The following is a 21,550-nucleotide window of genomic DNA, read 5'->3' as shown; positions in this document are numbered from 1 at the left end:
GAAAAAAGACTGACTCATGCACGAGTCAGTTTGATTGTAGACGGCTTACTTCTCTTGTGCAACGTCGCTGATTCCCATGTCTTGATTCAAGACATCGAGAATTGCAACGAAGATTGTGATGGCCACGCCAAATCCTGTCGCGAGCATCGCGTTGAACTCTACACCATCAACGGCAGAAATGATAAATACCGCTGTATTTGAGAGCACAATCGCCCAGATCAATGTCACTAAATAACGCATTGAACGTCCCCTCCATCTCACAGATGATTCGTAAAAATTCATACGACATTAGTATAGCATTGTTCGAATAGAATATGCGACTTCGATTGTATATTCTTTCCGTCAAATCGAAAAATGTGATACGGTCGTAGAAACATCATTGTGAAGAAAAGAGGATGACTGATGTCACGTTATTTAATCGCAGTCGATTTAGATGGAACGTTATTAAGAGATGATAAAACAATCAGCGAACGAAACCTTCGCGCACTTCAAGCGGCGCGTGAAGCTGGTCATGAAGTCATGATCGCCACAGGGCGTCCAAAGCGCCATTCGATCATGTACTATGAGCAAATGGGATTGACGACACCACTCGTCAACTTCAACGGTGCGCTCGTACATCACCCGAAAGATGCGAATTATGCGGTGACACACCGACCGATTCCGCTCAAGACCGCCCATGACATCATTGAAGAAGTAGCGGATACGAAGGCACACAATATCGTCGTCGAAGTGACGGACCACGTGTACTTCCAAAAAGACCCGCAAGAGTTCTATAGTCCGTATGCAGAACGTGCGCTCAGCGTCACATCAGGTAACTTGTTGACGCATTTGCAGGACGAGCCGACGTCCTTATTGATTCATGCGACAAAAGATCACGTCGCGCACGTCCGCTCCCAACTCGATGACATTCATGCGGAGGCGGTATTGAACCGTCAGTGGCGTATGCCCGAACATATGATTGAAGTCATGAGCAAAAACACATCGAAGGCACTTGGACTTCAAGAGGTCTCGAAGCATTTGAACATCGACCGGAAGCACATCATCGCGTTCGGTGACGAAGAGAACGACCTCGAGATGCTCGACTATGTCGGTACCGGTGTCGCGATGGGGAACGCCATCGACCAATTGAAGAATGTAGCCAACGAAGTGACGGCTTCAAATATGGATGACGGGATTGCCTTCTTCTTAGAAGAGCGACTTGGCATCAAGGTATAATGAAAGCACCGACTTTTCTAAGTCGGTGCTTTTTATGATTTATTCATGTTTAGCGACGGAACGTCCCTTCGACGTCCTCTGTCGGTAAAATATTGATCCAAACCGATGGGTCTGCATCTTTACAGATGCGCGTGATCTCACGCACCTCGTGTCGTTGTGCGACCATCATGAGCGTTGCTTTCTCGACTTTCGAGTATGTTCCGATTGCCGGCATGAGCGTGATCCCGCGGAACACGTGTTGATGTAGTTCCTTTGTCACCTCGTCCGGGTGATTCGTCACGATGAAGAGCGTTTGACGCTGTGTATTCGTGTAAATCTCATCGATGACTTTTGACGTCACATACAAGAAGACGATCGTATAAAGCGCTGTCGGCCATCCGAACAAGGCACCTGCTGCGAGGGCAATCATCATGTTCATCAAGAAGAGATAGACCCCAACCGAGTTGTTCGTAAACTTCGCGAGAATCAGCGCAACGATGTCAAAGCCACCCGTCGAGGCTCCATACCGAATCGTGATCCCCGAGCCGATTGCCAAGAGCACACCGCCAAATACAGCGTTCAAAAGTGGATCGTCCGAGAGAAGCTGCGATTGCGGAAGCAAACGAATGAACAACGTGACCGAGGCGACACTGACCAGCGTATGGATCATCATGTTCCGCCCGAGCATAAAATAACTGACGACGAGCAGTGGTGCGTTCAGAATAAAGAACCAGAGTCCTTCCCCTAATTCAAGCGGTGTACCCTCTAACAATTTCGTCAAGATTTGGGCAAGACCCGTAAATCCTGTCGAATAGACGCCAGCTGGAATTAAAAATAATGTCATGGATAAGGCAACGAACAATCCTCCGATGATCGAGACAACCCCGATTCGTGTATGTTCTTTAACGGCTTCCGTCAAGCTTCAACTCCCCTTTCTCAAAATAGCTAAGAATCAAGATAACATAGATTATTCATGCTGCATACAGCAAATATGCAGGAAATCCGATAAGTTTTTCACACAAAAACAAGCCGACCGAGGTCGGCTTGTTCGTATGAAACGATTGGTCACGCTTTCACTGTCTCGATTGTAATCGATTCATTCGCAGGAACCGTTACCGCATTTCCATACACATGGATGGTCACGTCTGTACCACCTGTTTGCTTGATTGTCACTTGTTCACGTGATGATGTGACCGTCAAGTGATGGCCGCGCCAGAGCATGTTGAACGAGTAACCGTTCCAATCTTTCGGAATCATCGGGCTAAACGAGAGGTTATCCTCTTGAATGCGCATTCCAGCGAATCCATGAACGATGGACATCCACGAACCGACCATCGACGTGATGTGCAATCCGTCTTCCGTGTCATTGTTATAGTTGTCGAGGTCAAGGCGCGCCGAACGTTGGTACAACTCGACCGCTTTGTCTTCATAACCGACTTCTGCCGCAATGATCGAGTAGACGCATGGTGACAAGCTCGATTCGTGAACCGTGCGTGGCTCGTAGAAGTCAAAGTTTGCACGCTTCTGTTCGACCGTGAAGCGGTCACCGAACGTATAGAGTCCTTGGAGGACGTCTGCTTGTTTGATAAAGTTCGAGCGAAGAATGCGATCCCATGACCAGTTTTGGTTGAGCGGAAGATGTCTCGGATCGAGGTCTTTCACCAAAATCTGCTCTTTATCCATGAATCCGTCCTGTTGCATGAAAACATCTGGAACGAGATCATCTTTTGGATAATACATCTTCGTTTGGATGTCTGCCCACTTCGCAAGTTCAGCATCCGTGATGCCGAGTGTCGACACGAGTTCTTCGAGACGTGCAGGTTCTACTTCTTTCAAGTAGTTGTACACTTCCTGCGTATATTCGAGCGTCCATGCGGCGATCAAGTTCGTATACCAGTTGTTGTTGACGTTGTTGTCATATTCGTTTGGACCTGTGACGCCTAGGATCATATACACGTCTTTGTGCGGGACAAAGTTGACGCGGCTAGCCCAGTAACGCGAGATCTCGACCAATACTTCCAATCCGTATTGTCCAAGGTACGACTTGTCGCCTGTGAAGTTCGTATAGTTGAAGATGGCATGGGCAATCGCACCGTTACGGTGAATCTCTTCATGCGTGATTTCCCACTCGTTGTGGCACTCTTCCCCATTCATCGTGACCATCGGATAAAGCGCGCCTTCCATACCGACATTCTTTATAGCATTCTCTTTTGCCTGTGGCAGTTGATTGTGACGGTATTTGAGCAAGTTCCATGAGACTTCTGGTTTGGCTGTCGCCAAGTAGAAGTGGAGGCAGTAGGCTTCAGTATCCCAATACGTCGCACCGCCGTACTTCTCACCTGTGAATCCTTTTGGACCGATGTTAAGACGTGAATCTTCACCTGTATATGTTTGATACATGTTGAAGATGTTGAAACGAATTCCTTGTTGTGCCTCGATGTCTCCATCGATACGAACATCCGCATCTTCCCAGCGTGCGAGCCATGCTTCCGTCTGTTCAGCGAGAAGTGTCTCAAATCCTTTTTCAAACGCCGCTTCGACACGTGTCATCCCAGCTGACTGCAATGCTTCAACCTCGTGGTCGCGGTTCGTGACGACCGACACATACTTGTAGGCTGTCGCTGTCTCACCGGCCGTTACGTTGACAGTGAATTTGTTGGCAACAAACAAATCTGTCGCTTCAAGCACTTCACAACGAGCGCCTTCGACGTCCGCAATCATCGATGCCGTGACATGCCAGTCGAGTTTCTTCGTCTTCGTCGTAACGAAAGCGAAACGCTCTTCCACACCACGGTCGACCGGAAGCCAGAACTTCTCATCGTAGTTCGAGTCTTCGTTGACGACATCGCCATCTAAATATGGAGTGAACTCAATTTTTGCTTCGTAGTTGACTGGTGTGACGTTGTAACGGATTGCCAAGACTTCTTTATCCACGATCGAGAAGAAGCGGATGACTTCCACTTTCGTCTCTTCTGTCCCGTTCATCAAGGTGAACGTCCGTGTGAGGACACCACGCTGCATGTCGAGCTCGCGGGTGAAATCTTTCACTTCCCATTTTGCCAAGTCGACCGGTGTACCATTGATGACCACGCGGAGACCGATGACGTTTGTCGCATTCAACACTTTGGCAAAGTATTCAGGGTATCCGTTCTTCCACCAACCGACACGTGTTTTGTCCGGGTAGTAGACGCCCGCCACGTAGAATCCTTGGTGCGTATCATTCGAGTAATCTTCCTCAAAGTTTCCTCGCATCCCCATATGCCCGTTCCCGAGCGATGTGATGGATTCTGCAAGACGGTTCTCTTTCGGGTGAAGACCTTCCTCTGTTACTTTCCATTCATCGACTGCAAACAATCGTTTCATCTGTCTGCCACTCCTTTTTCTCTACAAGGCTACCTTCGACGGACAACTAGTTCATGCAACCGTTTGTCTATGAAAGCGCTGTATTTAATCTCACCTTTCATTTTACACAACTGAAACGAGAATGCAATCGTTTGCATAAAACTTTTTCTTTCTTTTTTTCATCACATTTTACAATCAAAAAAACCGCCTCTCATCGAGACGGTTTCAATCAATCTTTCTGTCCATTTTCCTGATCCTCACCAAACGCCGCATTCGCTTCGTGTCCCTCGAATACCGCACTTCGCCCATCATTGAATCCGGTATCGGGTTCGTCGATGACGAGTGCATATCCTCCTTGTTTGATTGAAGCATGCGCCTGTTCGATTTCGTGGTCTGAGATCCCTAAATCGGTGAGCGCCTGTTTCGTATCCCGATCCTCGCTTCCCCCTCCGTTGAGGTTGTCTAGCCAGAATGTGTCACCTTCTTCTATGTTTAGGTCCGTCTCTCGTTTAAGGACATGAACGGCTTCATCCCGCTCCGTCACGACAAATAGTTCCCCTTCATCATACCCACTCTCTTTCAGCTCATTGATCTTAGACAGTAGGCTTTCTTTCGTATCGAATGTTCCGACAAATCTTCTTTCACTCATCTCTATCCATCCTTTCGATTTCGATTCCTTCGTGAAACTTGTTCCCTACTTCATGAAGCTTCAATCAAAAGGATATGCAAAAGACGACTCCGCTTCTGCGAAATCGCCTGATAAATCAAGAATTCGATTCTAATGTTTCGGTCGCCTTACTCTTCTTCTGCCCACATGATTGGCGGACGACCAGATAATGTGGCACGATGACACGCTTCCCATAAGGGGGAGCATTATCACTGATTTGTTCGATCAAGCAGTTCGTCGCCTCGAAACCGAGACCGAAGATGTTAATTTCGACCGAAGTGAGTGGCGGGTTCGAGTGCTCCGCGATATAAACGTTATTGAAACTGACGACCGCGACGTCCTCTGGGATTTTGAGCCCCATCTCGCTTAATGTGCTGATGACGCCGAGTGCCATCATATCGTCACTGACGACGACGGCTGTCGGTGGTTCCTCGTTTTGCAACAACTCACGGACGGCCTTCGCGCCACCTTTTGTCATGAATTCGGCCCGGGCGATGTAATCTTCGCATACCGGAATGCCTGCTTCCATGAGGGCTGTCGCGTACCCGTTCCGACGATCTTGTGTGACGGCGAGTTTATCCGATCCCCCGATGAAGGCGATGCGACGATGACCTAAGTTATAAAGGTGTTTCGTCACTTCGCGACCAGCCAAATAGTTGTCCGTATCGACGTAAGTGATGGAAGAAGCGTCCCCGAACGGCTTCCCGACCACGACGAACGGAAACTTCGTTTGACGTAAGTATTGGACGACTTGGTCGTCTTCACGTGAATAAAGAACGATGACACCGTCGACACGGCGTCCTTGAACCATCTCGATCACACCGGACAAAACTTCTTCTTCTGTCACGCCGGTCGTCATATAAAGCGAGTATCCATTCTGGTGCGCCTTCGTGCTAATTCCTCGTAGCACTTCCGGGAAGAACGGGTTTTGAAGTGTCTTTGTTGCCGCGCTCGGCATGACGAGACCAATCGACTGCGTCGAGCGGTTAGCGAGACTTCTCGCATGAATGTTCGGATGATACCCGAGTTCTTCCATGGAACTTCTGACCCGTTCTTTTGTCTTTTGACTGATTCTTGGGCTGTTGGCGATGACGCGAGAGACTGTCGACGGCGCGACGTTCGCGTGCTTCGCTACATCTTTGATTGTAATTTGCATGGTGTTCCCCCCTGCTTCCGTGAGTTCGATTCGTGCCTTGCGGCGTTTCATGTCTTTATTTGCGGCGCTTCCACATGACCAAACCAGTCAAGAAAATCGGAATCGTAACGACGAGCAAGCCCATCATCCACGGATTGACCGAAGATTCCTCAACGATGTAAGCGTTCGCACTTTCACCAGATAGTTCAATTGTAAACGTTCCGCGCTGATCTGTGACCAGTTGTGAGAATAAAAGACCACGAAGTCTCATATCTTCCCCGATTTCACTGACATCGATCTCAATCTCTCGATTGTCACGATTCATGTTGATTGCATAGAGCGCAACGTCATCTCCGTCTTTCCGTTCGAAGACAGCCATCCCATCTTCCGAGGCGATCATGCGTTGCTCTCCTGTCGCAAAGACCGGATACTCTTCCCGCATGCGGTTCATGGTCGCGACGTATTCATGCAACTCCTCATTTCCCGGGAATTCCGTCATGACACGGTTCGCCGGGTCGGCTCCACCGGTCTGCGCATTTTCTGTCCCTTGGAAGACGATCGGCATACCAGGTGACGCATAAAGCGCGAACAAACCGAGGCGTAAGCGTCGTTCCGCCGATTCCACACCACCGAGTTCCGCCATATGCATGAAGCGTTCGACATCGTGATTATCGAGGAACGTCGCCATCTGGTTCGGGTCGTTGAAGAACGTTTCGGCATAGCTTGCGGCAACGTCAATCTCGTCGACGTTCGCTTGCTGTTGCGTCATCGTTTTCGACACACGGTCATAAAATGTAAAGTTTGTGATGCTGTTGAACCCGAGATCGTCATATTGCGCGACGTATTGCGGATCTGGGTCGAACACTTCGGCGAGTAAGTAAAAGTCTGGGTCGACCGACCGCACACCTTCGACAAAGTCTTTCCAGAATGCTTTATCGACGTGACGAACCGTATCGAGGCGATAGCCGTCGATGTCCGTCTCTTCGATCCAGTACTTCGCCGCATCAATCAAATACGATTTGACTTCCGGATCCTCTGTTTTGAAGTCAGGTAAGTCGAACAACCAGTGCGTCTCGACTTGCTCCTGGTCTTTCCAAAATACAATCGGTAACTGTTCATGGAACCATTCCGGCTTTTCTTTAACCCACGGGTGGTTCGGACCGACATGGTTGACGACGAAGTCGAGAATGACTTTCATATCTCGCTTGTGCGCTTCCTGAACGAGTTCCTGTAAATCCTCTTTCGTTCCAAACTGTGGATCGATGTTATAGAAATCTTTAATCCAATACCCGTGATAGCCGTCCGGCATATTCTCAAAAACGGGCGTCAGCCAAATCGATGTGAAGCCGAGTGATTCGATATAATCGAGCTTCTCAATGATTCCACGGATATCACCACCGTGAAATGCTTTCGGATCATCTTTGTCCACCTGTTCATTGTTGTCCGGATTTCCGTCAACAAATCGGTCGACCATAATAAAATACATGCGTTCTTGTTCCCAAGTAGCGGCTTCCTTTGCTCCGACGACGGTCGGAAACAAAAGAAGCGACAGGAGCACGAGCACGACGCCTCGCCTCATATCGCTTCCTCCTTTTACGAGTATTATCCTTTCGTACCACCCGCTGTGAGGCCAGAAACGAAGTAGCGTTGGAACATGAAGAACAAGATGACGATTGGAAGGGCTGATAGAACTGCACCTGCCGCAAATAACGTGAAGTTATTATCGAACTGTTTCGAAATCATGTTGTAAAGACCAACTGCCAATGTTTGTTTCTCTGGTGAACGAAGGACGAGCGATGCCAAGATAAAGTCGTTGAATGGTCCCATGAAGTTAAAGAGAGCAATCGTTGCGACAATCGGCTTCGCGAGCGGCAAGATGATTTGCCAAAAGATTCGGAGGTGACCAGCACCATCCATGCGGGCTGCTTCGTCAAGTTCTTTCGGAATCGTGTCGAAGTACCCTTTCGCCAAGTACGTGTTCATCGGAATCGCACCACCCGCATAGAGCAAGATGAGCGCTGTATGTGTGTCAAGAAGATTGAGCATGTTGAGCAACACATAAATCGCGATGATCGCAACGAACTGTGGCACCATTTGAAGGACGAGGAACAAGACGAGCGAGTTCTTCCGTCCGACGAAGCGGTAACGTGAGAAGACGTATCCAGTAATCGTCACCAAGACGACTGAGAGTGCCATCGTGATGAAAGCGATTTTCAACGTGTTCACATACCATAAACTATAATCCGAAATCGTTAGGTCAAACAAGTTTTTGTAGTGAATGAACGTAGGATTTGCTGGAATAATCGTTGACGTAATCGTACGCCCCGGGTTGAACGATGTGCCGACAACCCAAAGCATCGGATAGAGAATGATGATCGACGCAAGCGTCAAGATGACATACGAGATCGCCAAATTGATTCGTTTTTGTTTTTTCATATCAGATCATATCCTCGTCTTTGAAAGATTTTGTCCGACGGAACTGGATCACGGCAAGCGTCATGATGAAGAATGACAAGATGAGTGTGATCGCAGCCGCAAGTCCGTATTGCGGGTTGGCACCGAGAGACAATTTGTAAATCCAAGAAATCAAGATGTCGGTACCGCCGGCCGTTTGTCCAGGTACAGCAGGGCCACCGCCATTAAAGAGATAGATGATGTTGAAGTTGTTGAAGTTGAACGTGAACTGCGTGATCAAGATCGGTGCAGTTGCGAACAAGAGCATCGGCAATGTGATCAAGCGGAACTTATCAAAGATCGTCGCTCCGTCAATTGTCGCCGCTTCATACAAGTCACCAGGAATCGACTGAAGCACACCCGTCATGAGCGTCATGATGAACGGGAAGCCGAGCCACCATTGAATGAGAACGAGTGCCGTACGTGTCGCCGTCGGATCGGTCATCCAGTTGACTGGGTCAAGACCGAGCGCCGGTAAGATTGTCGTATTGAACACCCCGAACGACTCGTTGAACATCGAGCGGAAGATTAAGATCGTGATGAATGCTGGGACCGCCCATGAAAGAATCAAGATTGAACGGAACAAACGACGGAAGCGAAGTCCTTCTTGGTTCAAGAGCACCGCAAGGAAGATTCCGATCGCGATGACACCTGTCGTTGAAGCGACCGTCCAGACAAGCGTCCAGCCGAGTACTCCGACGAATGTGTCACGGAAGATATCAATTTCAAAGATACGCGTGAAGTTCTCGAATCCGACCCATTCGACGAGTTTCGCTGGTGGTGCGTTGTTATAGCGATAGTTCGTGAAGGCGATCAAGAACGTGAAGATCAATGGAAGAATAACTGTAAACACTAACAAAATGAGTGATGGGATTAACATTAAGTATGGGAATCCATGGTCACGCAAGTTGCGAAGTTGCATTTGGAACGATGGAAGGTTTAGATGCTGATCACGAGCGCGACCGACACGATAGGCGTCACGAATGTTCCAAACATAGAACGCGATTCCGAAGAAAAGTAAAATTAACGCGACAATCCCCTCGACCATCAAGAAGATGGAGTGGTCGTTACGAGGTCCTGGCACTTCACCAAGCGTGATCAATCCCCAAAGTCCTCCACGGTCACCTGGTCCGGCGCCCGCCCCTTTGAAAAATAGATCATAGTTTACGGCAAAATAAGATACGACGACGATAAAGAACGCTACCGCCTTCGCGTATTGTTTGTTGTATAACTGTCCGAGTCCCGGAATGATGGAAAGTAGTCCCGCGTTCCGAGCATGGTTTGTAGGCTTGTCCGGGCGTTGGTCCGGTGATTTAGGGTTCGCAATTGCAGCCATCCTCAGTTTCTCCTTTCGATTTGAGCAAATCAATCAAGCAAACGTTTGCTCAATGCTAGAAAATGATGGGGAACGCCATGTGGCGTACCCCGTCATCTCAATTCCTTATTGGTTGTTCGCTTGGATTTGTTGTTCGATGACTTTCACTGCATCATCTGCAGATTTTTGTGCATCTTGTTTACCAGTTGCTACAAGCTGAAGCGCTTGAGCCATTGGCTCCCAAACTTGTCCCATTTCAGGAATGTTCGGCATTGGGATTGCGTTTGTTGCTTGGTCGAATACCGCTTTCGCAACTTCGTTCGACGTGATTGTCTCGTTCGACTCGAGTGCTGCTACTGGTGGGATCTCGTTGTATGCTTCAAACATTGCCAATGCGTTTTCTTCATTCGTCAACTCTTGAAGGAACATTTCAGCCCACTCTTGGTTTTCTGTGTAAGCTGAAAGGGCATATGTTTTCACACCCATGAACGTCTTGATTGGCTCACCGTTCGGAAGTGTTGGCATTGGAGCCGCTCCGAGGTTCACGCCTGCATCTGTGTAACCAGCTACAGCCCATGGTCCGTTCATGACTGAGTGAGCTTTCTTCTCAGTGAAGAGTTGGTCCATCGCTTGGCCGCCAGACTCTCCGATCAATCCTTTAGGGAAGAGGCCTTCTTCGTACCATTTACCGATGTATTCGAATCCTTCAACTGCGCCTTCGTTGTTCAAACCGATATCCGCTGGGTCGAGTGCGCCACCGTCTTCTTTGAACACGTATCCGCCGAATCCAGCGACAACACCGTGTGCGAAGTAGAAGTTATCCCAAAGTGCAAGGAATCCGTACTCGCCGTCAGCTTTTACATCGTTTGACAACTTGTAAAGGTCGTCCATAGATGCTGGAGCTTCAGCCATCAAGTCTTTGTTATACATGAGAACTGGTGTCTCAACTGATTTTGGATATCCGTAAGCTTGTCCATCGAACATGACAGCTGATTTCGCAGCGTCTGTGAACGCGTCAAGCGATCCTTCGTCAGCGATTGGAGCCAAATGACCTTGGTCTGCGATTGTACCAATCTGGTCGTGTGGTACGAGCACGATGTCTGGACCTTTTCCAGCTGGACCGTCAAGCGCGAGCTTGTCTTTTTGGTCTGTCATCTGTACTTCGACAACTTCAACTTTTACGCCATGCTCTTCTTCGAACGCCTTCGCAACTTCTTTCGTTGTTTCAGACTTTTCGATGTCTTCCCAGATGACGATCTTTTCAGGTTTGTTCTCGCTTGAAGAACCACCTTCGTTAGAAGATCCGTTGTCCGTTCCGCCACCACATGCAGCAAGTGCACCGAATGCGAATACTGCTGTTGAAAGTCCTGCTACCATTTTTTTCATCTTCATGATGAAAAACCTCCCCAAGGAAATAGTATGGTCAGATTTGCGCAATCGCACGACCACGTCAATTTTAAAACTCCGCTACGAAATTGACACGGTAGTGAAAACGTTTGCATCCTCACCTCAATTTTTATTATACAGTTGTGAAAGCGTTTTACAAGTCTTTTTTTACACTTTTTTTACGTCTGTTGACCCATTTATGTAATTTTCAAATGTTTGTTCTCAATTCTTCACTTTTTATGCGTTTCAGCAATTGACAAAATGTAAACGCTTTATTAACCTTTGCTTGAGCAAACGTTTTCGCAACATCTGTTCTCTTTGATTCCCGATGTTGTAAAATGATGTCATCCCCTATAAAGAAAGGAATGTTTTCCTTATGATGAAAGAAGCGATTTATCATCGTGCCATGTCCCCGTTCGTCTACAAATATGATCGCGAGACAATCCACATTCGTTTCCATACGAAGCGAGGCGATATCGAATCGGTCGATTTGATTTGGAACGACCCTTATGATTGGCATGCTGAAGACCCAGCCATGTGGAACTTCGATCCGGATAAGCCGAGCTACTGGCGTACATACGAGACTCCAATGGAGAAAATCGGGTTTGACGACGCCTACGACTATTGGTTCATCTCCATCAAACCGCCGTTCCGACGTCTACGTTACGGCTTCCGTTTGAATGATGGACAAGAGACGGCCGTTTATACCGAAAAAGGATGGTTCGAAGAGAAGCCGCTCGATGATACGGGTTACTACTTCTGTGTCCCATTCATCAACCCAATCGATATCTTCCATGCGCCTTCTTGGGTGAAGGATACGGTCTGGTATCAAATCTTCCCGGACCGTTTCGCAAATGGCGATGCTTCGCTCGATCCTGAAGAGACGCTCCCATGGAACTCGACAGAGCCGACGACGACAAACTTTTTCGGTGGCGACTTCCAAGGAGTGATCGACCATATCGATCATTTAGTCGAACTCGGGATCACCGGCATCTACTTCTGCCCGATCTTTAAAGCGACGACAAACCATAAGTACGATACGCTCGACTACATGGAAATCGATCCACAGTTCGGGACGAAAGAGAAATTTAAAGAGATGGTCGACCTCTTGCACGAGAACGGCATCAAAGTCATGCTCGACGCAGTCTTCAATCATGTCGGATATCATCACCCATGGTTCCAAGACGTCGTCGAAAACGGTCCGTCCTCTGAGTACCGTGATTGGTTCTACCTTCGCGATTTCCCGGTTGTCACAGAACCGAAGCCGAACTATGATACGTTCGCATTTGAAAAGAACATGCCGAAAATCAATACAGAACATCCCGAATTAAAAGCTTACTTATTAGATGTCGCCCGTTACTGGGTCGAAGAATTCGGCATTGACGGATGGCGTCTTGACGTTGCCAACGAAGTCGATCATGCATTCTGGCGTGACTTCCGTAAGACCGTCAAAAATGCGAACCCGGAAGCTTATATTCTCGGAGAGATTTGGCACGATTCACAACCTTGGCTACAAGGCGACCAGTTCGATGCCGTCATGAACTATCCGTTCACGAACGCGAGCTTGAACTATTTCGCACTCGACCGGACGACCGCTTCTGAGTTCCGCAATGAATTGACGCGTGTCGAGATGATGAACACGATGAACGTCAACGAAGTCACGTTCAACTTGATTGATTCGCATGACACCCCCCGCGCGTTGACACGAGCGAAAGGACATAAAGGCAAGTTCAAACTCTTGATGACTTCAATGCTGACTTATACGGGTAGCCCATGTATTTATTACGGGGACGAAATCGGACTCGAAGGCGAACAAGATCCAGGTTGCCGTCGCTGTATGCCGTGGGATGAAGCCGAAGAAGACCGTAATCTCTTCCGCTACATCCAAAAGCTCATCCAGCTTCGTAAGGAACACCCTGCGCTCGCCAATGCCGGCTCATATCGCTTCAACCTGGTCGACGATGCGAACAATGCAGTCATCATCGAGCGGTGTACGAAAGATGAGACATACTTGGTTTACTTCAACAACTCAGACTCTGCTTCGAAACTGAATCCGCTCGGTTATACAGGAGCCGCCACGGACCTCTTGCATGACCGTGACCTCGACTCACTCGAAATCGAACTCGCTCCATTCAGTGCTGCTATTCTGAAATTGAAATAAATTCGAAAATCACCTGATTCCTTCGGGTGATTTTTTTGTTGAAAATAATTTAGCAAACCCCTTTCTTTTTCATTTCATAAGGAGTAAGATGACCTTTGACATTTTTATAAAACAAATAGTTAATAGAAAGAATTATAGAGAAAAGGGAGAATACACTACATGCAGACGAAACAAACGGAACAGCTGACCCTGTTCAAACTGTCGTGGCCGATTTTCATCGAACTTGCCCTCCACATGGGAACCGGGATTATCGCCACATTGATGCTCGCTCACTACTCAGACGCTGCTGCTTCGGCCGTCGGGGTTGCCAACCAAATCTTAAACGTGTTCTTGATTGTCTTTAGTGTGACGTCTGTCGGGGCGACCATTTTGATCGGTCAGGCCATCGGGGCACAGCGCATGAAGAAGAGTCGCGACTTCGCCCGCTCCGCCGTCAGTTTGAACATGTGGCTCGGTGCAATCATGGTCGTCGTCATCTTCTTGTTCGGTGAAACGTTCTTACGCTTGTTCGAGCTATCGGACGAACTGTTTGCGCACGGGCTGTTGTTCCTGCAAATCGTCGGCTTGTCGTTATTCACCGAAGCACTGATCATGGCGCTCAGTTCGATCCTCCGGAGTCACGGTATGACCAAACACGCCATGCTCGCGACGCTTCTGATTGATATCATCACCGCCGTCGGTGCCATCTTTGCCGTTACCGGCTGGTTTGGACTTCCGGTCACAGGTGTTGCCGGCGTCGCCTGGGCCATCGTGATCGCACGATTCGCCGCTATGGTTCTCTTGTTCTGGCTCGTCAAACGGAAGCTCATGATCCGCTTCCCGTTAAAAGAAGTGATTCGTCCGAAGAAAGACGACATCCAGTCACTCCTTCAGATTGGAGTCCCTTCTGCCGGAGAGAATTTATCGTATCAGGCATCCCAAATTATCATCACTGGATTTATTGCGACGATGGGGGAAGCCTCTCTCGCCGCTCGCGTGTACGTGATGAACTTGTCAATGCTTGCCTTCTTGTTCACCGTCGCCGTCGCGCAAGGAACCCAGCTTTTGATTGCACGGGATATTGGGGGGAAACGGTTTAAAGAAGCCTATCATCGTGCCGTCAAGACATTGAAGATTGCCATGTTCGCATCGTTCGTCGCCTCTCTCGGTTTAGCGGTGTTCAGCGAATCGCTACTCGGTCTCTTCACATCAAACCCAGACATCATCGCGGTCGGTGTGCCAATCTTATGGGCGACGCTCATTTTAGAGCCGGGTCGCGCCATGAACATCGTCTTGATGGGGTCATTGAAGTCTGTCGGGGACGTCCGCTTCCCGGTCATGATCGGAATTGCCTCGATGTGGGGCGTCGCCGTGGCGTTCAGCTACTTGTTCGGTCTTCAAATGGGACTCGGCATCCTTGGGATTTGGCTCGCCTTCTCCCTCGATGAGTGGTTCCGCGGATTCTTCGCGTTCCGTCGTTGGAAATACGGGACATGGCAACAAAAAGGCTTCCAGTTCGAAGCAAAATCAACCACGTAAAAAAGCGGCCGCAGCCGCTTTTTTCATTTCATCAAGAATGCCTGCATCGCTTGGCGGTGCACGTCCGTGTCCCCACACTTCCGTTGCCATTTGATTTCTTCATTCAATCCGTCCTCAAATGAAGCGGCTCGCATGAGCGCCTTCATCCCTTGAACAGCGACCGGTGATTTTCTAGCGAGTGTCTCCGCATATGAAGTCAATCGCTCCGTATACATCGCATCTTCCACGAGCTCAGTGACGAGCCCGAATGTACGCGCGGCATCCGAGTCAATCGTACTGCCACTCCAGAGCCAATCTAATGCGAGGTCGTCGCGCATGAGTCGACGTAAGTGATATGGGCCGCCCGCATCCGCGACCAACCCGATTTTAATGAACGCCGAGCTGAACTTCGTCGACTTGGCGACGATTCGAACGTCTGCCGCGAGTGCCAAACTGAGTCCTGCTCCAGCCACGACACCGTGAATCCCTGCGATGAGTGGTTTCTGACATGAGAAAAGCGTACGTACGAGTGGATGATACACGTCTTCTAAATATTCCCCATAGTCCGCATCGCTCTCGATCGTTAAATCTTGTCCGGATGAGAACGCTCGTCCCTCTCCGACAAGAACGATGACACGAACCGCGTCGTCCTGTTCAAATGTGTCGATTGCCGTTTTCATTTCACGAAGCAACGTCTCGTTCAAGGCGTTTAGCTTTTCAGGTCGGTTCAGTTTCAACCACCCTACTCCATTGTGTGTCGTCAATTGAATCGTCTCCATTTTCATTCCCCTTTCAAAATGAATCACTGTTCATTTCTTCGTCATTCCTTCAAACTCCTTCCTTTACTGAAAAGTTTTTTGAAGTTCAATTGCCGGGAAGTTGGTTGATTTGCTATTCTAAAAGGAGTCGGTCACGAAAGGATGAGTCAGATGCAACTGACAAACGCCGCTCGGCAACTGAAACAGAAGAAGATTCCGTTCACCTATCATACGTATGAAGTTGATGACACCGATGTCTCAGCTAAACATGTGGCGATGACATTGAATAAACCGCTCGACGAACTGTATAAAACGATTTGTCTCATGAACGAGAAAAAGCAATATGCCTTCTTTCTCATCTCTGGAGAGCGTGACATCGATTTAAAAGCAGCCGCAAAAGCTTGGGGGGCGAAGAAAGCATCGACCGTCCCGATGAAAGAGCTCGAGACATTGACCGGTTATATTCGAGGAGGAGTCTCTCCGATTGGGGCGAAGAAGCCGTTCCCTGTCTATCTGCACGAAGCAGCTCAAGACAGAGAGACAATCACCATTTCTGCCGGAAAACGCGGCTATCAAATCGAATTAACACCTGAAGATTTACTGCAATTTACAAACGGGCACTGGTTCAGCCAATGACCTTACTGGGGGCAAAATTATGTGGAAAGAACGTATCCGTTCGTGGGTCCCAAACTCCTTTACGTTCGGAAATTTATTTTGTGGTGTCGTCGCCATCGTCTACGCCGCACGTGGTGACTTCTCAAACGCCACACTGTTAATCATCATCGCGATGATGCTCGACAGTTTAGACGGGCGCCTCGCCCGTATGCTCGGGGTCGCTGGCGATTTTGGAAAAGAATTGGACTCACTCGCTGACATCGTAACGTTCGGGGTCGCACCGGCGATGCTCGCTTATTACACCTTCTTTATTGATTACGGCAATTATGGATTGTTTTTTGCGGCACTTTTCCCGCTATTCGGCGCCTATCGTCTGGCTCGCTTCAATTTATCAGCGACAAACGTTGCAGCGAGTTACTTCTCTGGTGTCCCGATCACGGCCGCCGGGGGACTTCTCGCTGTCATCACAACGTTCGGTGACCGCGTCAGTGAACTGTTGACACCGATTTTCTTCACAGGGCTCGCCTTGTTGATGGTCAGCCGTGTTCGTATCCCGAGTTTTAAAGATGTACCATTGCCACGTCACTCGTTCATCATTACCATCAGTCTCGTCTATGTGACGTATATGATGTTCGCACGTTGGAAAGAATGGCCGACATTTTGGTTCATCGCCGTCCCGTTCTATGTCTTATTCATCGCCTTCTCGTTCGTGAAAAGACGAAAACGGATGGCCAATTGAGAGTCTCGTTCAGCGAGGCTCTTTTTTGTACATGCATTTGTTAGACGAAGACTTCAATGAGCTTTAGAATAAAAGAAGAGGTGATGGAATGAAAGTGTATCCGTTTATTTGGAAATGGTTTATTGTTTGGTATTTCATTGGGTTGATTTTAGTTGGATTCGACCTGCTCCCACCTTGGCTCGAGTGGGCAAACCCCGTCTTTTTATGGCTAGCCGGGGCGATTGGTGGAACGATTCTTTATCAAGGAATTCGACAAGGAGCTTGGATTGTTCCGTTTATTTTCTTCGGTTCAATCGCCGTTGAAACACTCGGCGTAAAGACGGGATTCCCGTTCAGCGAATACGTTTATGCTGAAGCGTTCGGTCCGACAGTTTTTGGAGTTCCTGTCACAATCGGTGCGGCATGGCTTGCCGTGATTGGCTCTAGTTTTGCCGTTGCCCGTCTCTTCACATTCCGCCACAATATTTTATGGCTCGTTCCGATTCTCGCCGTATGGCTCGATATGGCAATCGATCCCGTAGCGGCAAACGTGAAAGGCTACTGGGAATGGGCGAATGACGGCTTATACTATGATATCCCGACACAAAACTTTATCGGTTGGTTCGGGTTATCCCTTATTTTCTCATGGTTGTTACAGCGTCACGAACGCGCTGTTGATTCCTTGTTCATCCGGCACGGCGTCTATTTGTTCGTCATGCTTCACGCACTCTTCGGTGTCACGGCTGTCAATGCAGGTCTCTATGGCATCGGGCTCCTCAGCATCCTCACATCCGGAGTGATTCTACTTGAAAGGAGGGGGCGCGATGATCGAGTCACACAAAAAGAAATGGTTCAATAACCTGTTCTCGACGTTCGTGCGGGAACGTCAAATACGTCCCACCTTCCATAACATTTATATCCGAACGGACGACGTTCCGACCCCCGGATTATTTTTAAGTACACATAGCGCGTGGTGGGACGGTCTCATCATGTATATGATCAATGAACATTTTTTACGACACGATATTCATGTGTTGATGGACGAGGATGGACTACGTCGCTTCCCGTTCTTTCGACACCTCGGTGCCTTCTCGGTGAAAAAAGGAAGTCTCTCCGATGTACGGGCCTCACTGGCTTATGCGAATGAATTGCTCGCGTCCGGGAAATCCGTCTGGATGTTCCCTCAAGGACAAGAGATGCCACAGGAACTTCGACCTGTCGAAATCGAGTCTGGCGCAACGTTGTTGCTGAACGACCGCCCCGTCCAATTATGCGCCATGTACTATTCGTTTGAGAACCATGCGGAACCCCTTGTATATGTCCGCTTTCGAACAGTAGTCGTGACATCGATGACACGACGAGCTCAGAAGCAGGAAATCGCGCAAGCACTCGAGGCGCTCTATGACGACGTGCGACAAGACGCCATCATTCGGTCTGATGCCTATGTGCCGCTCTTTCGACCACGTCGTAATCTTGCTGAATGGACAGAAACGATGTTCCAACTTGGGAGGGGACGTTCATGATCTTATGGCTGCTCACCCTCTCGATGTTTATCTTTACCCTAATCAATCTTTCGTTCTTGAGACCGCTCGCCGACCCAGGACGCACACCGGCGACAGCCGTCTGCATCCCGATGCGCAATGAGTCGCGTCACGTTGAACGACTGATTTCGAACTTAAAGCAGGCGATACCGGAAGGGACTCACGTCTATATCTACGAGGACCGCTCTGAAGATGATACATATGAAAAATTGAATCATGCAATTGGGAGCGATACCCGTTTTACCGTCATCCAAGGTGTTCCTTTGCCCCATGACTGGGCCGGAAAAGTTCATGCTTGTCATCAACTAGCATCACGCACGACTGAACCGTATCTTCTCTTTTTAGATGCGGACGTCACGATCGATTCGAGTTTTATCGCCCGCATGCATGCCACGCTCGCTCGAGAGCAGGCCGTCTTTTTATCAGGTTTCCCTCAATTTCCGACGTCAACATTTCTCGGGAAATTGTTGATTCCGATGCAACACGTGCTCATCGCCCAACATCTGCCTTTGTTTTGGCGTAAAGTGAAACACCCCGCATTTGCCGCGGCGAATGGCATGAACGTACTCGTCGAGCGGAACAGCTACGAGGAAGTTGGCGGACATGCTGCTATTCGAACGTCGTTGATTGATGATATCGATTTATGTCGAACGTTCAAACGTCATCAAAAAGTCACGTCACTCGTTCAAGTCTCCCCGTTCATCTCCTGCGACATGTATGAAACGAATGAAGAAGTGTGGACCGGGTTTTCAAAGAACGTATTCAAGGGAATGAATGAATCAGTAGGACTCGCCTTGTACTTCATGACATATTACGGCATCCAGTTGACGGCTATGCTCGCTTGGATCTTTTCACCGAGTTGGCAGACGATTAGCGCAGCGATTTTCGTGCTCCTCGCGCGTCTCGCAGTCGATCTGAAATCAAATGGGTCCGGTACATGGTACCATCCACTCAGTTTAATCGCTTACTTGACCTTACTCGCGAACGCCGTCATTCGTAAATGGAGACGGTTGCCCATCACGTGGAAAGGTCGTCACTATTCCTAAGCAGACGTCTAAAGGGGGACAATTGTATGAAACAAATCGTAGTGATTGGGGCTGGTCTCGGTGGACTCAGCGCCGCCGTCACGCTCGCAGCACGAGGGTATGAAGTCACGGTCATTGAAAAGAATCAACATGTCGGTGGCAAACTCATGCCCATCATCACCGACGGTCACCGGTTCGACTTCGGTCCGAATACAATCACGATGCCGGATGTATTTCGTTCGGTCATTCGAAATAGTGGGGCCAATCCGGATGACTATTTTGAGTTAATCAAGCTCGATCAACATACCGTCAACCACTACACAGACGGGTCATCCTTCACGTTCAGTGCCGATCGGGCAAAACTTGAGGTCGAAGTACGGCGTTTGACCGGTGACCAGTTGAAACACAATCAGATGCGTGCCTATCTAGATGAAGCGGAAAAGCTGTTCGACATTGCGAATAAGCGCTTCTTCACACAAATGGACACAAAGTTGGATCCCGGTCTTTGGGCGGACATGGTCAAAGTGCATCCACTTCAAAGTTTGCACGCCCTTCACAAGAAGTATTTCAAGGACCCACGCATTATTCAGGCGCTCGACCGCTATGCGACGTACATTGGTAGCAGCCCATACGTGACGCCAGGTACGTTCGCCCTTATCGCACATTTGGAATTGAATGAAGGTGTCTATTTTGCGAAAGGTGGAAACTGGAATATCGCAAAAGGGTTCGCCAAACGGGCGAGCGAACTCGGATTGACGTTCCGACTCGGTCATGAAGTGACGAAAATTGATGTGTTGAACGGAAAAGCACATGAGGTCGTCGTCGATGACCAAGAAGTCATCTCGTGTGATGCCGTTCTTCTCAACGGTGAACTCTTGACGCAATACCCGCGACTCGTTGACGCGAAAGACCGCCCATCTTTCCCAGTCCCAACACGCGATACCGTCGAACCTTCGATTTCCGCATTCGTCATGATGGTCGGATTGTCCAAACGATTGAATTTGGCACACCATAACGTCTATTTCTCAGACGACTATGAACGGGAATTTAAAGCACTTTTCCAAGAAGAACGTTATGCAGACGAACCGACAATCTATATTTCGAATTCATCCGCAACCGATCCGTCGATGGGCGAGGCAGGAGACAACCTGTTCATCCTCGTCAATGCTCCGGCACATCTGACCGAAATTGATGCAGATACGTATGAGCATTTGATTCGCAGACGATTACGTATGTTCGGTGTGGATTGGGAAGAAAAAGAGGTGCTCTACCATAAGCGGGTGACCCCACAAGATTTGACTCGCGATTTTTATGCGTATTATGGCGCACTTTATGGCACATCGGCCAACTCGAAAAAAGGGGCATTTTTTAGACCTGCACCGCGATCGACAGATGTATCGAACATCTGGTTCGCTGGCGGTTCGACTCATCCTGGCGGTGGCAGTCCGATGGTGACGCTTTCAGGACAATTCGCTGCACGATCGATGTTAGAGGACATACCTCTGACAATATGAACATTTTGTGAACGCGAGTTTCGACACTTGTCGACAATTGAAAGACGTGATAATATCATATTCGAGTTCAAGCAGTTCTGTAGCGTTTGTTACACCTGTAGCGATCGAATGGCTTCCCCGAGCCTCATCGCGTTTTGAACTTGTCACACCCGAGAAAAAGTGATGAGCGAGTTTCCCCACTCGTATCCCGTAGTTGAGACAGCTTGCGTATGATGTTCCCCCTTAGTC

19 protein-coding genes are annotated in these 21,550 nt (G+C 48.8%); 9 read left to right on the top strand and 10 right to left on the bottom strand.

The annotated features are described in order from the left end of the window. Positions 1-45: 45 nt before the first annotated feature. Positions 46-240 carry a YjzD family protein gene (locus GVY43_RS00205; protein WP_015880991.1) on the bottom strand — a complete coding sequence of 65 codons (195 nt, stop codon included), beginning with the start codon at positions 238-240 and terminating at the stop codon, positions 46-48. Positions 241-402: 162 nt separating this feature from the next. On the opposite strand from GVY43_RS00205, the gene GVY43_RS00200 reads away from it, so the two are divergent. Continuing rightward, positions 403-1,215 carry a Cof-type HAD-IIB family hydrolase gene (locus GVY43_RS00200; protein ID WP_159561901.1) on the top strand — a complete coding sequence of 271 codons (813 nt, stop codon included), beginning with the start codon at positions 403-405 and terminating at the stop codon, positions 1,213-1,215. Between the two features lie 49 nt (positions 1,216-1,264). On the opposite strand, the gene GVY43_RS00195 is transcribed toward GVY43_RS00200, so the two are convergent. The 8 genes from GVY43_RS00195 to GVY43_RS00160 all read right to left on the bottom strand — a co-directional run bounded on the left by GVY43_RS00195 (position 1,265) and on the right by GVY43_RS00160 (position 11,499). Further along, positions 1,265-2,113, bottom strand: a complete 849-nt coding sequence (locus GVY43_RS00195; protein ID WP_031421243.1) for a YitT family protein — start codon at positions 2,111-2,113, stop codon at positions 1,265-1,267. Positions 2,114-2,259: 146 nt separating this feature from the next. After that, a complete protein-coding gene (locus GVY43_RS00190; protein WP_159561900.1) occupies positions 2,260-4,557 on the bottom strand; it encodes a glycoside hydrolase family 65 protein in 2,298 nt (765 codons plus the stop codon). A gap of 208 nt (positions 4,558-4,765) precedes the next feature. Next, entirely contained in the window at positions 4,766-5,185 is a 420-nt protein-coding gene (locus GVY43_RS00185) for a general stress protein (protein ID WP_159561899.1), read from the bottom strand. A gap of 115 nt (positions 5,186-5,300) precedes the next feature. Continuing rightward, positions 5,301-6,359 (bottom strand): LacI family DNA-binding transcriptional regulator, encoded by a 1,059-nt coding sequence (locus tag GVY43_RS00180; protein ID WP_015880986.1) that lies wholly within the window; start codon positions 6,357-6,359, stop codon positions 5,301-5,303. A 55-nt stretch (positions 6,360-6,414) separates the two neighbouring features. Then, on the bottom strand, positions 6,415-7,917 hold the full coding sequence (locus tag GVY43_RS00175) for an alpha-amylase family glycosyl hydrolase (protein ID WP_159561898.1): 1,503 nt from the start codon (positions 7,915-7,917) through the stop codon (positions 6,415-6,417). 23 nt (positions 7,918-7,940) lie between these two features. Then, positions 7,941-8,774: a sugar ABC transporter permease gene (locus GVY43_RS00170; protein WP_074037639.1), complete on the bottom strand. Its 834-nt coding sequence runs from the start codon at positions 8,772-8,774 to the stop codon at positions 7,941-7,943. A 1-nt stretch (position 8,775) separates the two neighbouring features. After that, on the bottom strand, positions 8,776-10,128 hold the full coding sequence (locus GVY43_RS00165; protein WP_015880983.1) for a sugar ABC transporter permease: 1,353 nt from the start codon (positions 10,126-10,128) through the stop codon (positions 8,776-8,778). A 105-nt stretch (positions 10,129-10,233) separates the two neighbouring features. Then, positions 10,234-11,499, bottom strand: a complete 1,266-nt coding sequence (locus GVY43_RS00160) for an extracellular solute-binding protein (RefSeq protein WP_074037640.1) — start codon at positions 11,497-11,499, stop codon at positions 10,234-10,236. A 370-nt stretch (positions 11,500-11,869) separates the two neighbouring features. On the opposite strand from GVY43_RS00160, the gene GVY43_RS00155 reads away from it, so the two are divergent. Together GVY43_RS00155 and GVY43_RS00150 are read left to right on the top strand one after the other, a co-directional pair. Beyond that, positions 11,870-13,654: a glycoside hydrolase family 13 protein gene (locus GVY43_RS00155; protein WP_159561897.1), complete on the top strand. Its 1,785-nt coding sequence runs from the start codon at positions 11,870-11,872 to the stop codon at positions 13,652-13,654. A 159-nt stretch (positions 13,655-13,813) separates the two neighbouring features. Further along, on the top strand, positions 13,814-15,172 hold the full coding sequence (locus tag GVY43_RS00150) for an MATE family efflux transporter (RefSeq protein ID WP_159561896.1): 1,359 nt from the start codon (positions 13,814-13,816) through the stop codon (positions 15,170-15,172). A gap of 23 nt (positions 15,173-15,195) precedes the next feature. On the opposite strand, the gene GVY43_RS00145 is transcribed toward GVY43_RS00150, so the two are convergent. After that, positions 15,196-15,930, bottom strand: coding sequence for an enoyl-CoA hydratase/isomerase family protein (locus tag GVY43_RS00145; protein WP_074037644.1), 735 nt, complete (start codon positions 15,928-15,930; stop codon positions 15,196-15,198). A gap of 150 nt (positions 15,931-16,080) precedes the next feature. On the opposite strand from GVY43_RS00145, the gene ybaK reads away from it, so the two are divergent. The 6 genes from ybaK (at position 16,081) to GVY43_RS00115 (ending at position 21,322) form a co-directional block, all read left to right on the top strand. Further along, positions 16,081-16,545, top strand: coding sequence for a Cys-tRNA(Pro) deacylase (gene ybaK / locus GVY43_RS00140; protein ID WP_159561895.1), 465 nt, complete (start codon positions 16,081-16,083; stop codon positions 16,543-16,545). 19 nt (positions 16,546-16,564) lie between these two features. Continuing rightward, positions 16,565-17,263 (top strand): CDP-diacylglycerol--serine O-phosphatidyltransferase, encoded by a 699-nt coding sequence (gene pssA / locus GVY43_RS00135; protein WP_031421233.1) that lies wholly within the window; start codon positions 16,565-16,567, stop codon positions 17,261-17,263. A gap of 88 nt (positions 17,264-17,351) precedes the next feature. Continuing rightward, positions 17,352-18,101 (top strand): carotenoid biosynthesis protein, encoded by a 750-nt coding sequence (locus GVY43_RS00130; protein WP_074037647.1) that lies wholly within the window; start codon positions 17,352-17,354, stop codon positions 18,099-18,101. Beyond that, positions 18,067-18,765 (top strand): lysophospholipid acyltransferase family protein, encoded by a 699-nt coding sequence (locus GVY43_RS00125; protein ID WP_159561894.1) that lies wholly within the window; start codon positions 18,067-18,069, stop codon positions 18,763-18,765. The genes GVY43_RS00130 and GVY43_RS00125 overlap by 35 nt, the downstream gene beginning before the upstream one ends. Then, positions 18,762-19,829, top strand: a complete 1,068-nt coding sequence (locus tag GVY43_RS00120) for a glycosyltransferase family 2 protein (protein WP_159561893.1) — start codon at positions 18,762-18,764, stop codon at positions 19,827-19,829. Before GVY43_RS00125 ends, GVY43_RS00120 begins: the two co-directional genes overlap by 4 nt. Positions 19,830-19,855: 26 nt before the next feature. Continuing rightward, on the top strand, positions 19,856-21,322 hold the full coding sequence (locus GVY43_RS00115; RefSeq protein WP_159561892.1) for an NAD(P)/FAD-dependent oxidoreductase: 1,467 nt from the start codon (positions 19,856-19,858) through the stop codon (positions 21,320-21,322). The last annotated feature ends 228 nt before the right edge of the window (positions 21,323-21,550 follow it).

Origin of the sequence: Exiguobacterium sp. 8H, from assembly GCF_902506255.1 — a bacterium.
In the GTDB taxonomy this organism is placed as follows: domain Bacteria; phylum Bacillota; class Bacilli; order Exiguobacteriales; family Exiguobacteriaceae; genus Exiguobacterium; species Exiguobacterium profundum.
Note: the sequence above shows the minus strand (reverse complement) of the source record. Positions and strands in the feature narration are given on the sequence as shown.

Bases quoted from the DNA above. Each gene is read 5' to 3' on its own strand.
- GVY43_RS00115 (WP_159561892.1), top strand. From the start codon at position 19,856: ATGAAACAAATCGTAGTGATTGGGGCTGGTCTCGGTGGACTCAGCGCC.
- GVY43_RS00190 (WP_159561900.1), bottom strand. From the start codon at position 4,557: ATGAAACGATTGTTTGCAGTCGATGAATGGAAAGTAACAGAGGAAGGT.
- GVY43_RS00180 (WP_015880986.1), bottom strand. From the start codon at position 6,359: ATGCAAATTACAATCAAAGATGTAGCGAAGCACGCGAACGTCGCGCCG.
- GVY43_RS00125 (WP_159561894.1), top strand. From the start codon at position 18,067: ATGATCGAGTCACACAAAAAGAAATGGTTCAATAACCTGTTCTCGACG.
- GVY43_RS00185 (WP_159561899.1), bottom strand. From the start codon at position 5,185: ATGAGTGAAAGAAGATTTGTCGGAACATTCGATACGAAAGAAAGCCTA.
- GVY43_RS00175 (WP_159561898.1), bottom strand. From the start codon at position 7,917: ATGAGGCGAGGCGTCGTGCTCGTGCTCCTGTCGCTTCTTTTGTTTCCG.
- GVY43_RS00200 (WP_159561901.1), top strand. From the start codon at position 403: ATGTCACGTTATTTAATCGCAGTCGATTTAGATGGAACGTTATTAAGA.
- GVY43_RS00145 (WP_074037644.1), bottom strand. From the start codon at position 15,930: ATGGAGACGATTCAATTGACGACACACAATGGAGTAGGGTGGTTGAAA.
- GVY43_RS00155 (WP_159561897.1), top strand. From the start codon at position 11,870: ATGATGAAAGAAGCGATTTATCATCGTGCCATGTCCCCGTTCGTCTAC.
- GVY43_RS00165 (WP_015880983.1), bottom strand. From the start codon at position 10,128: ATGGCTGCAATTGCGAACCCTAAATCACCGGACCAACGCCCGGACAAG.
- pssA (WP_031421233.1), top strand. From the start codon at position 16,565: ATGTGGAAAGAACGTATCCGTTCGTGGGTCCCAAACTCCTTTACGTTC.
- GVY43_RS00160 (WP_074037640.1), bottom strand. From the start codon at position 11,499: ATGAAGATGAAAAAAATGGTAGCAGGACTTTCAACAGCAGTATTCGCA.
- GVY43_RS00120 (WP_159561893.1), top strand. From the start codon at position 18,762: ATGATCTTATGGCTGCTCACCCTCTCGATGTTTATCTTTACCCTAATC.
- ybaK (WP_159561895.1), top strand. From the start codon at position 16,081: ATGCAACTGACAAACGCCGCTCGGCAACTGAAACAGAAGAAGATTCCG.
- GVY43_RS00130 (WP_074037647.1), top strand. From the start codon at position 17,352: ATGAAAGTGTATCCGTTTATTTGGAAATGGTTTATTGTTTGGTATTTC.
- GVY43_RS00150 (WP_159561896.1), top strand. From the start codon at position 13,814: ATGCAGACGAAACAAACGGAACAGCTGACCCTGTTCAAACTGTCGTGG.
- GVY43_RS00205 (WP_015880991.1), bottom strand. From the start codon at position 240: ATGCGTTATTTAGTGACATTGATCTGGGCGATTGTGCTCTCAAATACA.
- GVY43_RS00170 (WP_074037639.1), bottom strand. From the start codon at position 8,774: ATGAAAAAACAAAAACGAATCAATTTGGCGATCTCGTATGTCATCTTG.